Annotated in this window: 10 protein-coding genes; 1 reads left to right on the top strand and 9 read right to left on the bottom strand. The window is 31.6% G+C overall.

The genetic code is table 11. From position 1 onward, the window contains the following. Window positions 1-18 precede the first annotated feature (18 nt). From C8N27_RS01955 to C8N27_RS01925, 7 genes are all read right to left on the bottom strand, one after another. Window positions 19-558, bottom strand: coding sequence for a sigma-70 family RNA polymerase sigma factor (locus C8N27_RS01955; protein ID WP_028890574.1), 540 nt, complete (start codon window positions 556-558; stop codon window positions 19-21). A gap of 261 nt (window positions 559-819) precedes the next feature. After that, window positions 820-1155: a DUF3703 domain-containing protein gene (locus tag C8N27_RS01950; protein WP_028890575.1), complete on the bottom strand. Its 336-nt coding sequence runs from the start codon at window positions 1153-1155 to the stop codon at window positions 820-822. Between the two features lie 51 nt (window positions 1156-1206). Continuing rightward, entirely contained in the window at window positions 1207-2820 is a 1614-nt protein-coding gene (locus tag C8N27_RS01945) for an amidohydrolase (protein ID WP_121146072.1), read from the bottom strand. Further along, window positions 2820-3179: a DoxX family protein gene (locus C8N27_RS01940; protein WP_121146071.1), complete on the bottom strand. Its 360-nt coding sequence runs from the start codon at window positions 3177-3179 to the stop codon at window positions 2820-2822. The genes C8N27_RS01945 and C8N27_RS01940 overlap by 1 nt, the downstream gene beginning before the upstream one ends. Before the next feature lie 3 nt (window positions 3180-3182). Next, entirely contained in the window at window positions 3183-4622 is a 1440-nt protein-coding gene (locus C8N27_RS01935) for a M20/M25/M40 family metallo-hydrolase (RefSeq protein WP_121146070.1), read from the bottom strand. Window positions 4623-4672: 50 nt separating this feature from the next. Continuing rightward, on the bottom strand, window positions 4673-6454 hold the full coding sequence (locus tag C8N27_RS01930; protein WP_121146069.1) for a TonB-dependent receptor: 1782 nt from the start codon (window positions 6452-6454) through the stop codon (window positions 4673-4675). 39 nt (window positions 6455-6493) lie between these two features. After that, window positions 6494-9514, bottom strand: coding sequence for a tetratricopeptide repeat protein (locus C8N27_RS01925; protein ID WP_121146068.1), 3021 nt, complete (start codon window positions 9512-9514; stop codon window positions 6494-6496). 125 nt (window positions 9515-9639) lie between these two features. On the opposite strand from C8N27_RS01925, the gene C8N27_RS01920 reads away from it, so the two are divergent. After that, on the top strand, window positions 9640-10323 hold the full coding sequence (locus C8N27_RS01920; RefSeq protein ID WP_099215976.1) for a cell division ATP-binding protein FtsE: 684 nt from the start codon (window positions 9640-9642) through the stop codon (window positions 10321-10323). A 206-nt stretch (window positions 10324-10529) separates the two neighbouring features. Here C8N27_RS01920 and mdh read toward each other — a convergent pair whose 3' ends face one another. Further along, a complete protein-coding gene (gene mdh, locus C8N27_RS01915) occupies window positions 10530-11456 on the bottom strand; it encodes a malate dehydrogenase (RefSeq protein ID WP_121146067.1) in 927 nt (308 codons plus the stop codon). Between the two features lie 127 nt (window positions 11457-11583). Continuing rightward, the gene (locus C8N27_RS01910) at window positions 11584-13503 is read right to left on the bottom strand and encodes a PQQ-binding-like beta-propeller repeat protein (RefSeq protein ID WP_121146066.1); all 1920 of its coding nucleotides are present in this window, start codon (window positions 13501-13503) and stop codon (window positions 11584-11586) included. Between the last annotated feature and the right edge of the window lie 114 nt (window positions 13504-13617).

The raw sequence follows: 13617 nt of genomic DNA, 5'->3' as shown, positions 1-13617 counted from the left end.
AAAAGTTGAATATATAACTTACTTACAAACTTTACAATCTTCTTTGTCTTGAATTTCGCCTACTAATTTCCCTTCTTCGTTAAGTGAGAATCCACAGCAATCCATAAAACCTTGAGCAATTAGTTTTCGAGCACGTTGAATTTGAGATTTTGTAGTAGGTAAATTTTGTTTTAAAGTATTAGCGACTTCTTGTTGTTTTAAGCCTTTTATGTCTGATAAAAATAGCGGATCTCTATATTTTTTGGGTAAGCTTTGTAAGATACCGCGTAAGCAATCTTTTTCGGTATGTTCGTGCTCTTTTTCATCTATTTGAGTTTCAAAATTGTTTAATTCAACAGTTTGATTAGTACTTTTGAAGTAATCCATCATAGTATTACGAGCAATTGTAAAAATCCACGGTTTTAATTTAGTAATATCCTTTAGGGTATGAAGTTTCGTATGAACTTTAATAAATGTTTCTTGTAGCAAATCATCAGTCACAGTAGTGTCTTTCACTTTACTTAAAATAAAGTGCTTTACATCATCTGCGTATTTTTTCCAAACTTGTTGCGTTGTCATAGTATAAATTTACGAAAAATGCCACGCTGAATAAAACGAATATTTTGTTTTCATTGTATTCAGAGTGACAAGAATTTTAAAAGTTGATTTAATTAACAGTTACAGTTGTTACATGTGCAGTTTTCACATGTACAATTTGAGCAGTCACCTGTTTTACATCCTTCGCAAGTACAAGTACATTGATTTTTATTTTTCATGATATTATCTGTTTTTTGTTTTCATATAACAGACAAGAAAAAGTGTAAAAAGATGCATTTATTGTCAAAAATATTTTTGAAGTTCTTTTCTAACAGGAATAGGTTTAATTGCAGATATGTTAGAGCCACCTGTATTTCCTGTAGGTACCCAAATTAAAGTAAATAAAATTGAAGCTATAATTCTGAAAAATTGACCAACAATTTCTTTAAGACTATATGTTTTTATTCCGTAGACTAACATCCAGTAATGAGATAAAGTGTGCCTGTAAACATGTTTTTGTCCTAAAATATGAGCATTCTCTAAATGATAAAAAGACACCTGAAAGTGTTTACTTTTAAGTGCCTTTTTAGCTAAAGTTAATTGTTTGTAAAATTGTTGTTTTCGTTGTAGTTGTGTCATAATTTGTTGATTTTATAAATCAGACTACAACGAATAGAAAAAGATGCATTTTTAATTTACTTTTTCTCCGTTTATATAGGTTGCTAGAACTTTTGTATTTGGAATTTCTTTTCCATCAATCGTCATGATATCTTTATCTAAGATAATAAAATCAGCTACCTTACCAACTTCGATACTTCCTTTTTCTTTTTCTTCAAAGTTTGCATAAGCATTCCAAATGGTCATTCCTTTTAAAGCATTTTCTCTAGATAAAGAGTTTTCCATTTGATAACCTTTTTCGGGATATCCTTTTAAATCTTTTCTGATGGTTGCTGCGTAAAATGTATATAATGGACTTACATGTTCAATAGGAAAGTCCGTTCCTAAGGCAACTTTTCCGTATTCTTTTAATAAATCATTATAAGCATAAGCACCTTTGATTCTATCTGACCCTACACGGTCTTCTGCCCAATACATATCTGAAGTAGCATGTGTTGGTTGTATAGATGGAAGCACATTTTTAAATAGGTCAAAGTCTTTTGTATCTACTATTTGAGCGTGCTCAATACGCCAACGTCTATCATTTTTGTTTTTCAATACTTCATTATAAGTTTTTAGCATTATATAATTTGCAGAGTCGCCAATAGCGTGTGTGTTCATTTGATATTCAGAAGCGGCAATTCTTTTAGCTACTTTTTGTAAGTTTTCGTAGGAATTAACCAAAGCACCAAAATGTCCTTTTTTATCAGAATATTCGTCTTTAAGAGCAGCTCCTCGTGAACCTAATGCGCCATCAGCATATACTTTTACAGAACGAACATTTAATCTATCTGTTTTAATGATTCCTTTGTTAAGATAATAATCAAGATTTTTTTGATTGTTAGAGATCATTGCATATACACGCATTTTTAAATCGCCAGATTGTTGTAAACTATCGATTAGTTCGATAACCTCTTTGTTTAACCCTGCATCGTCAACTGTGGTTAACCCTAAATCAAAACAGATTTTTTCAGCATCTTTTAACGCTTGAATCTGTTCTCTTTTCGATGGTTTCGGGTTATTGATAAAGTTCATTGCATTATCAATAAGCACTCCAGTTAATTTTCCATCTTTTTTTATAAACTCACCACCATCAATTTTTGACTTAGTAGTAATTCCTGCTAAATTAATTGCAGCTTGGTTTACTAACATCGCATGGCCATCAATTCTACGAATAGCTACAGGTGTGTTTGGAAATATGCTGTCTAACTTTTCTTTGGTAGGGAATTTTTTTACCTCCCAATCGTTTTGATCCCAACCACGCCCAGTTATGTAGGTAGTGTTCTTTTCTTTTTGGAAATCGATTAAGCGTTGTAGTACTTCATTATAACTTTCTGTTCCAACTAAGTCAGCTTTTTGTTGTTGTAATCCTAATCCGTAAAAATGACAGTGTGCATCGATAAATCCAGGGAAGACAGGTTTGTTTTTAGCATCGATAAGATTAGTTGCTGTGTATTTTTCTTGTATTTCTTTATTGTTTCCTACTGCTATAAATTTCCCGTCTCTTATAGCGAAACTTTCGGTTGTGTCAAAATTAGAGTTTACGGTATAAGTATGAGCGTTAATAACAATAGTATCTACTTTTTCTTGTGGTTTACAAGAAAATAATAGGCTAAAAGCGAGTAGAGGAAGTAGTGTTTTTTTCATTAGTGTGTATAAATTAAATATGCGATGTACAATAATAAAAATTGAAGAGGTACTCTAATAATGGCTATTTTCTTAGATCCAATTGCAGGTTTTTCTCTGAAAACATCCCAAATGTGGATTGGTAAAAAAATCAACATTAGTATAAACATTGCTAGAGCTGCCTGTTTTGTAGTTTGATTAATTAATAATCCAATACCAATTGCTAACTCTAATAAGCCAGCTATATAATTTATAGCTAATTTTGGAAGTAAATTAGGTATAAATCGATTGAAAATTTTAGGCTTTATAAAGTGCATAATTCCTGCAAAAGCAAAAAATATTCCGAATATAATCCTTAATGTAATTATTAGGGAGCCCATGAATTAAGGTTTTAATGTCTCTTTGTTGTATAAGTATTTATCCATTAAATACACAATGCTAGCCATAGATGCACTACCTAATTCTAATTCACGTTTATTGACTTTGTCAAATGTATCAGTAGCAGCATGATGATAGTCGAAATAGCGTTGAGAGTCTGGACGATAGCCTACCAAGGTAACATGGTCGTCTTTTAAAGGCCCGATGTCTGCACCTCCGCCTCCAGCAGTAATATCGTGTAAACCGTAAGGAGCTAATAATTTTTTCCAACTTTGTACAAGTTGTAAGTTTCTTTCATTGGCATCGATAGAAAAACCTCTAGGGGTGTGCCCGCCTGCATCAGATTCTAAAGCTCCAATATGTAATTCGTTATTTTCCTTAGCTAAACGAGCATATTCAGTTGCACCACGTAAACCATTTTCTTCATTCATGAAAAATATAATACGGATTGTGTTTTTTGGTTGAATATTGTTCTTTTTTAATAGATATGCTACTTCTAAAGATTGTACAATCCCTGTTCCGTCATCATGAGCACCGTCACCTAAGTCCCAAGAATCTAAATGTCCACCAATTACCATAATTTTATTAGGATATTCACTTCCTTTAATTTCTCCTACGACATTATGTGAAGGGGCATCAGGTAAGTTTTTACAACTTTGTTTAAAGTAAAATTGTAAGGTTGGGTCTTCTTTTAAATGCTTGCTTAAATTTTCTGCAGCACGAGAACTAATTGCAGCAGCAGGAATATATTCTTCTTCAGGAATATCCCCATAGCCCATAGAACCTGTGTGCGGATAATCATCGATTCCGTTAGTCATAGATCGTACGATAACTCCTTTAGCTCCAAATTTACCAACTATAGCGGCTCCTCCATAACGCTGTCCTACACAACCACCATAAGCTTGGAAGGTATTGATGAGTGTATTGTCAAAAGCACCATTAAAAAACACAATTTTTCCATTGGCTTTATCTCCTAGTTTTTTAGCTTCCTCTATGTTTTTTACTTCAATAATCTCTGCAGTAACTCCTTCATTTGGTGTTGCAATTGAGCCTCCTAAAGCACAGATAGGAACATTAATTTCCTCTCCATTAAATTTGTAGTTGGCTACTTCTTTTTCTCCACGAACCCAATGTGGTACCATTACAGGTTGTAACCAAACAGAGTCTAAACCAACTTCTTTCATTAGCTTCTCTCCCCAAATAACAGACTTAGCTGCTCCTTCTGATCCTGATAAACGACTTCCAATGTTTTGTGTTAAATCGCGTAACCATTCGTATGATTTACCTTCGGTAAGTGCTGTGCTAAATAGTTTTTTTATTTGTGTAGAATCTTGTTGGTAGTTTACTTCAGTATAGTTTTTCGAAGTAGTTGTAGCCTGTTTTTGTTCTGTTTTACAAGTAACAAAAGCAAAACTTGTAAATAATAAAAAGGTTAGTTTTTTCATTTAGGGTATTAGTTTTTAACACCCTAAATGTAAGTTTTATATTTTAATTCTTAGAATAACGTATCAAACTTCCAAGTTAAACCTCCCATTGCCTGAAATCCTTGTACATTAAAGTTATTGAATCGTTGGTAGCTGTTGTTTAGAACATTATTTAAGTTTAAGAAAACTGAGAACGAATCGTCAAAATGATATCCACCATTAAAATTCACGTCAAAATAACTTTTCAAATCTGTAGAAGTAAAAGTATCGGCAGGTAAAACATCATAGGTTCTTCCTTTACGACTTCCTACAAAGTATAAATTAGCGCCTGCAAACCATTTGTTGGTTTTATAAGTTCCGAAGACTTCACCTTTTATCTCAGGAGTATTCCAAGCTTCTGTTTCATTGGTCAAGGTAAATTTATTGAACTGGGCATTGGCTCCAATAGTAAGGTTTTTAATACCATCAAAGGCAACTTCACCAAAGAAGGTCATCAATTTAATATCGTCATATATAACCTTAAAAGAGTTCCCATATTCATATCCATAGAATGTAAATCCGTTAGTTCCAGCAATGTTATCACCCTCTGATTTTGATTGATTGAGTACAAAAAATGGATTATTTTCAATATCAGCATAACTTACTTTTGCATTATAACTAAATTGATGGTTTAGTTTACCTCTAATTCCTCCAAAAGCATCAAACTTTTTATTAGTTTGTCTCATGTCAAGAGTAGGAGATAAGTATGGGTTATCATTTGTGAAAGATTGATACATATTTGTGGTTAAATCACCAGATGCTCCAACAAATACATTTGCTAGTTCTTTAATGATAGGATATGAAATCTCTACATCAGGATAGATGAAAAAGTTGTTTTCGCTATTTTCTGTATCCATTGAAAAGTAACTTTTTGCTCCTAATTGAATAGCTAAATCTTGTACATTGAATTTGTAAGTTGGATGTACTCCTAGTGTAATGAAGTTATAATCTATAGGAGTAATTGCATCATATGCATAGGCATATGAACCTCCTAAGTAGTTAATAGTAGTATTTACATACAGATCGTTTAATTGGCGATGAAAATTATCTAAAGGAAAACGAAATTGTGCATTACCATCAACTAAAAATTCAGCAGTTTCAAATGAGTCAGAGAAAAAAGCGATTGATCCATTAGCTTCATCTAAAAAAGAATCATCGGGCTTTATCTGACCAAATATTTTGATATGATTGTAACTTTGGGCTTCTTCAATAGCACTTAAAGTAGCTTCTGTAAACGTAATATTTGTAGGTAAACCGTACCAGTTATATTTATCTTTTTCAGCATCTAAACCTGCTGACCATTGGAAATAACGTTCTTGTTGAGTGTAGTTTATGTTTAAGTCAATATTGTAAAAAGTACTACTTAATTCAGTGTTTGCTACGGGGTCAGATGATAATAAGAATTTTAAATGAGCCCCCAATTCGCTATTATAGCTTTCGCTACGTCTTACATATGCTTCTAAAAAAGGTGAAAGTACGTTTCCAAACCCAACCGATACGTAGTTAGGGTATAGCTTTTCTCTTTTACCCAAGTCTACCTTTTTCATTGTTCCACTTTTAGGAATAAAAGTAGAAGCAACAGGAACTGAAAATATTTGGTATTCTAAAGCTTTTTTCTGAGTTTCTTTTGTGTGTTCAATTACTGGTTTTTGTTTTATTTTAAAGGCATCAGTAATCTTTGGAACATATGAAGTTACAACATTTACAACTTCTGTTTTTATAATAGTGTCTTTAGCTTTATTAGTGACGTTTTTTTCTTGTGCATTTGTATATGCTACTACAAATAAAACAAGTAAACTTAGGTGCTTTTTCATCGATCTAGTCATTTAACTTTCGTTTGTTATTAACAAATTTTAGTTTTGGGTAGTTACTGATTCGTTTGTTTTTGCTTCTTTATTCTTTATAGTACGAAGCTCGTTTTTTGCTTCTTCAATAACATCTTTATACTGTGTAAAGTTTTTGATGATATTTTCCAAGATATATGTTGCTTGATACGCATCTTTTAGGGCATAATAATTTTTTGCCATAATTATATAGCTTTTTACCCCCCAGTATTTGTATGATGAATAATTGGCAATTAAATCTTGTACAGCTTTGGTAGAAGCTTCATATTCTTTGTTTTCATGTAAAAAGAAAGCATTGTAATATAAACACTCAGCTTTTAACTCTCCAGTGGCTTTTTTACTAGCTTCGTTAAAATACTCCTCTGCAGTTAAAAAGTCATTGTTTTTAAACGAAGAGCGAGCTAAAATGATTTTAGCATCTTCAGCAATGTTCGTGTCTACCTTTCCTTTAACTAATACTTTTTCAGCATAGGCAATAGCATTCGTATAATCTTCTTTTTTGTAATATCCTTTCATTAAATTACTTTGAGCAAAAATGATGTTTTGCGGATAGTTAGCTTCTTTTTCTAATTGTTGAAGCACTAAAATACCTTTGCTCCAATCTTCTTTTTGTAAATAAATATTAGCTAACTTGGTTAAAGATTCTTCTGTAAACTCACTTTTAGTTTGCTTGTTTACATACGTATAATGAGGAATAGCTTTGTCGAATAGTTTAGAGTTGTTATAGGCTTGTGCTAAGTAAAAATGAGCTTTTAAAGCATTAATTCCGTTAGGGAATTGCTGTAAATATTTATTAAAGCCTTCAATAGCTTTATTGTTGTTGTTATCTAAGAATTTGTTTTCAGCAGATTGATAAGTTGCATTATCTAGTTCAGCATTGGTAACATTGGCAAAACTTACATTTTTAACCCAAGCAGCATATTCATCAACTTTACCTATATCAATATATACGTTTTTAACGTTACTTACAGCTTGTTTTGCTTCGTTTGAATTAGGATGTTTCGCAACTACTTCCTTGTATTTCTCAATAGCTTTTTTATTATTATTGTTGCTATAGTATAATAATCCTTGACGTAACAGTACGTTTGGAACGTAGTTACTTTTTGGGTGATTGGTTAGTAGACGTTCATAAGTTTTTTGAGCTTTTGAAGCATTGTTCATAGTTGTATAAGTCGTTGCTAATTGGAATAAAGCATCATCTTTTAACTGAGAACCATCATAATCATTAATTAGGGTTTCAAGGTTTTGAACTTTTACATCGTTTTTACCTAAGAAACCATTACTCATAGCTGTTTGATATTGTGCATAATCTGATCCTACACCACCTTCTTGAATTACTTTATTGTATGCTTTAATAGCGTTTGTATAACTTTTTGAGGCATAAAAAGAGTCTCCTAAGCGATTTGAAGCATCGTCATTTAAATCGTTATCATCAAGATTCTGTTCTAAAAATTGCTGAAAATATTTTGCAGCATTAGGGTAGCTTTTTAGTTTAAAGTTTGTGTATCCAATTTGGTAATTTAACATTTTAGCCTCTTTAATATCTTTATCAGTAACGGATAAGAAGTGTTTAAGAGCGTTTTGATAATTTCCTAAAGAATATTCAGTTTCAGCTAACCAATATGCCCCTTTATTACTCACAGTCATGTTTTCTGATTGTGTTGCATTTATAAAGTATGGTTTTGCTTTGGTTATCTTGTTTTCATTGTATAATTGAATACCTCTGTATAAAGAAACTTCATTAATAATATTTTTACTTTCAGGAGTTTCTGAAGTGCTTAAAAAGTCTAGAGCACCTTGGTAATCTCTTTGGTGTAAGTATGAAGTAACTAACAAATTACTAATTTCAGCAGCGTTAGGAGATGTAGGGTATTTAGCTAAAAAACCTTTTAAAACATCAGGAACACTTTCATATGGATTTCCTTCTTCATAACTCAATTTAGCGTAATTTAAAGAAGAACTTTGAGTAATTTGAGCATCAAAATCCATTTCGCTAGCATTTTTAAATGCGTTTAATGCTTCCGTTTTTTTATCTAATTCTAAATAACATTCTCCTAAATGGTAATAAGCATTTTGTGCTACTTTGTTATTTCCACCAATAATTTTATTGAAATTACTAACAGCTGTTTCGTAATCTTTTTGTTGATAATAAGCATAACCTAAATAATAGTAATCGGTGTTTGTCCAACGACCATTTTTACCTTTATAGGCTTTTAAGTATGGAATAGCTTTTTCATATTTTTTAAGGTTGAAATAACTTTCCCCTACAATTTTAGAAATTTCTGAAATCTCTTTTTTGTCCTTTGTAGTTTTTAATAATTGTTCTCCAATTTGAATTGATTTATCGAATCGCCCAGCTTTAAAACTAATATCTAAAATGTAATAGTTTGCTTTAGCTTGGTAGGTAGCATCGTTTGCTAGTTGACTTAAATTGTCTTCTGCTTCTCCAAAGTTTTCTTGTTTGTAGGCAATATAACCGTAGTAATAACGAGCATCGTTACCATAAATAGGATTTCCTAACAAGGCTTGAAAACGAGATTTAGCATCTCTTAGATAATTAGAAACTAAAAGTGCATATCCCATTTTATAATTGAGTTCATTTTTTTCTTCTGGACTCAATAGTTTTTCATTTACTTTTTGATACCATTTTAGAGCATGGGCCGCTTTTCTATTAGCAAAATAATAATTACCAACATTTAAAAAAGCCTTCTCTTTTTTATTATTATAAGGGTAATTTTCAACAAATTGATTAACTCTGTAATCAGCATCATCTTGTTGTAATTTAATAGCACACATAGCATCGTAATAGTCTGCATCAGCTTTTAAATTATGATGTTTTTCAGAGTTTAGTGAAACTTCACGAAAAACTTCTTGAGAAGCAGCATATGCTTTATTGTTGTACAAACGAATTGCTTTATAGAAATCGGCATTTACATCAGTATTTATAGCCGATTCTTGTGCTATTACTGCTGTTGTAAAGGTTAAAAAAAGAAATAAGTAGCAGCTTTTTTTGAAACAATTAAATCTCATATTTTTTAGTTATCTAGAAACTATAACGTTAGTTTTTTATTTTTGTTGGGAGACTTTTTATCAAAAGTAAGAAATGTTACAGAATTACGTTATAAAATTTTAGATTTGTAAAAAAACTATACTCCATGGAAAACCCTGTTTTACACCTTGAAAATGCAGATATTTATCAACAAGATAATTTAGTGTTGTCAAAAGTAAACTTTACACTAAATAAAGGTGACTTTTATTATTTAATCGGTAAAACTGGGAGTGGGAAAAGTAGTTTGTTAAAAACCTTGTATGGAGATTTACGTTTACAACGCGGTTTAGGAAGTATAGTTGATTTTGATTTAAAGAAAATGAAGGAAAGTGATATTCCTTTTTTACGAAGAAAATTAGGAATTGTTTTTCAAGATTTTAAATTATTAAACGATAGAAATGTTTTTGAGAATTTAGAATTTGTGTTAAAGGCAACTGGTTGGAAAGATAAAACTGAAATGAAAGATAAAATTCATGAGGTTTTAGATAAGGTAGGAATGAAGGAGAAGTACTACAAGAAAACTTTTGAGTTGTCAGGAGGAGAACAGCAACGTGTAGCAATAGCAAGAGCATTATTAAACGATCCTGAATTAATTTTAGCAGATGAGCCAACTGGGAACTTAGATCCAAAAACTTCATTAGAAGTAATGGAGTTGTTAAATGAAATTCATCAAAGTGGAAAAACGATTCTTATGGCAACTCATGACTACCAATTAATTGTGAAATTTAAACAGAAGGTGATTAAATGTGAGGGAGGGGAATTGTTTGAAGTAGTGCAGCAAGCTGTATAGTATATAAAAACAAACCCACTTCAAGAATGAAGTGGGAAAATTGCTATGAAAAACTATGAAAAGAAACACTACTAATGCTTCTCTACTATAAAGACGTTTATATTAGCGAAATCTTACACAGTTATAGGAATTTTAACAAAAGTTTATAAAAAAAATCCTGAGTAATAAGACTACTCAGGATTTTTATATTATACAGTATTAACTTATTAGAAAGTTAAAGCAGTATTGTTGTTTTTAACAGCTTCAGCTGAAGAAGTTAAAGCAGCTTTTTCTTCTTCGCTTAAGTTAATTTCAACGATTTTTTCAATTCCGTTTCTTCCTAATACAACAGGAACACCGATGCATAAGTCTGATAAACCATATTCTCCTTCTAATAAAGCAGAACAAGGGAAGATTTTCTTTTGGTCACAAGCAATTGCTTGTACTAAACCTGATACAGCAGCACCTGGAGCATACCAAGCAGAAGTACCTAATAAACCTGTTAAGGTAGCACCACCTACTTTTGTGTCTTGTTTTACTTGTTCTAATCTTTCTTCAGATAAGAATTCAGATACAGGAACAGAGTTACGAGTAGCCAAACGAGTTAAAGGTACCATTCCTTTGTCAGAGTGCCCACCAATAACCATTCCGTCAACATCAGAAATAGGAGCTTCTAAAGCCTCAGCTAAACGATATTTGAAACGAGCAGAGTCTAATGCACCACCCATACCAATAATTCTGTTTTTAGGTAATCCAGTTGCTTTGTGTACTAAATATGTCATTGTATCCATTGGGTTAGATACTACGATGATAATTGTATTAGGAGATTGTTCAACTAAACTAGCAGCTACTGATTTTACGATACCAGCATTGATTCCTAATAACTCATCACGAGACATTCCTGGTTTACGAGCGATTCCTGAAGTAATTACACAAATGTCTGATCCAGCAGTTTTGCTATAATCTCCTGTAGTTCCTGTAATTTTAGTATCGAAACCATTTAAAGAAGCAGTTTGCATTAAGTCCATTGCTTTACCTTCAGCAAAACCTTCTTTAATGTCAACCAAAACAACTTCAGAAGCGAAATTTTTAATAGCAATGTACTCAGCACAACTTGCACCTACAGCACCTGCTCCTACAACCGTTACTTTCATTTTATATATGTTTTTTTGTAATTAATTATGTTTATAAGTGCGGAATCCGCACAAGATGCACAAAAATAGCGATTTGACTATGGATATAAAAGAAAAACCCGTTGATATTTCAACAGGTTTTATATTGTTAGTTGTAGCTAAATATTTTTAAGTCTTTTCCTTTAGAAAAATAAATCTTTTTAGCAGGTTTGTCAATTTTGTATTTTGGTTTATCTATACCAAATTCATATGTTTCAACAGTGTCACCAGAGTCTTTGTTAACCTGTACTAATACTTTTTTCCCTCCTTTGTTAGCGTAGAAGAAAGCATTATTTTTAGTGCCTTTAAAAGCATTGTAACGGTCTCCGTCCCATAATTTATTAGCGATATCAATCATATCTTGTCCGTTTTGATATTGATTGTATCCTTTGTCGTATAAGTTGCTACCTCTCCTTGATAGGTTTTGTTCACCAACAAACGCTTCTGTGCTATATAATGTACCACCTACAGCAGCATTTGTAACACCAGAAACTTGAGAAGCCATTCCATTAAGTGCTATAGCTGCTGATCCAATGTTTTTTAGATGACGAAGTCCTTCTCCTGGTTGTTTAAAATATTCTTTTTTAATAAGGTTTCCTTCAAGGTTTACCATGACATATTCCCAATTTCCATTAATGAAATATCCATTATCTCTTGGTTCAACAAGATTAATGTCATTTTTATTATGGAAATCAATCTTTTTTACCTGGTCTTTTCCAAGTCCTTTGTCTGGGTTTAAAATGTAAAGCCTTTTTTTGCTCAAAAGAATTAGATTATTGTTCTTTTTGTCAAAAGTAAGTTTGTCGCTTTTGCCATCTAAGTTTATTTTGTAAATTCTCTTTTCTTTTCCGTTTTCAAAATACTCAATTCTATATGGAGTTACGAAAATGGTACCCTTGTCGTAAGAGAATGTAGTAAACTCTTCTTCATCGTCTACTTCGAAATCTACATTTTTAATAACTTTTTGGGGTCTTTTCCATACTTTTTTACCTGTATTGTCTACTAAATGTTTTTTGTTTTTATAGTAAACTATATAACCTTCATCAGTTTTTTCAATACCTTTAACTTTCTTTCTTTTGAATTCTTTTTTCCAAGCTTCTTTACCTGTGTGGTAATCAAATAATTTAGCTCCGTCTTCATGGATAAGGAATAGTTTTCCATCTTCAAATTGATAGTCTACAAAACCTTCATCTAGTTTAATAGGCTTTTTCCAAGCTTCTTTACCAGAATTTACATCAAAAGCAATAAGTTCTTTACCAATTACTTTTTTACCTATTAAAGATAATCCCATTGTAAATCCAGCTTTAATAGCTCCTCCCACTAGAGAACTACTTTTGTTTTCAACAGCGATTAAAGACTTATTATCTTCTGTGAAAAACAATTTACCAGCGTCGTATTTTTCTGATAATATAACTTTACCATCAGATTTGTTAATTAAAAAAACAGTTTTTCCAGCTGTAAAAGCAATTTTATCTTCGTTTTGGATAAAGTTATAAGCACCTGCACCTCCTAATAATAAGCTTCCTAATTTCTTATTGGTTTTTATATAGCTTTCCCAAATGATGTTATCATTTTCAATACTAGTTAAAAATAGCTTAGCTTCAGTTTTATCAGTTTTTGCAAAAAATAAAATAGCATTTTTACCAAAAACAAACTTATTATCAAAAATTCCTTTGTATCCATTGGTCTTTTCGTCTAAAATTTTATGACCAGTTTTGATGTTGAAAATTGTTTGATCAAATTTTCCGAATGGAGATAATGCTACTTCACTAAAAGAAGATCCTCCGTCTTGACCAAGAGCATTAAGGTTTTTAATAAAACCACTTTCTTTGAACTCCCATATTTTTTGACCTGTTTCACCATTAACTCCATATACAGCACCATCTGTAGTAACTACAGGGATTCCTGTTAGGTTGTGCAGGTAAACGTCACTGATTTTACTGTCAAGAGTAAGTGTGTGATCAGGGGCCTTTTGAGCGGACGCTAATAAAGAGGTTAATAGAAATAATAAGAATAATTTTGTTTTCATAACACTTAAAAATTAAGAGGTTAAAATTTTGTTAAAATAAAAATTAGCTGCGAATATAGAGATTAAAAAAATCCTATTTAGCTAAATAGGATTTTTTTATTATGCATTTTATAA

Source organism: Tenacibaculum discolor (genome assembly GCF_003664185.1).
In the GTDB taxonomy this organism is placed as follows: domain Bacteria; phylum Bacteroidota; class Bacteroidia; order Flavobacteriales; family Flavobacteriaceae; genus Polaribacter; species Polaribacter discolor.
Note: the sequence above shows the minus strand (reverse complement) of the source record. Positions and strands in the feature narration are given on the sequence as shown.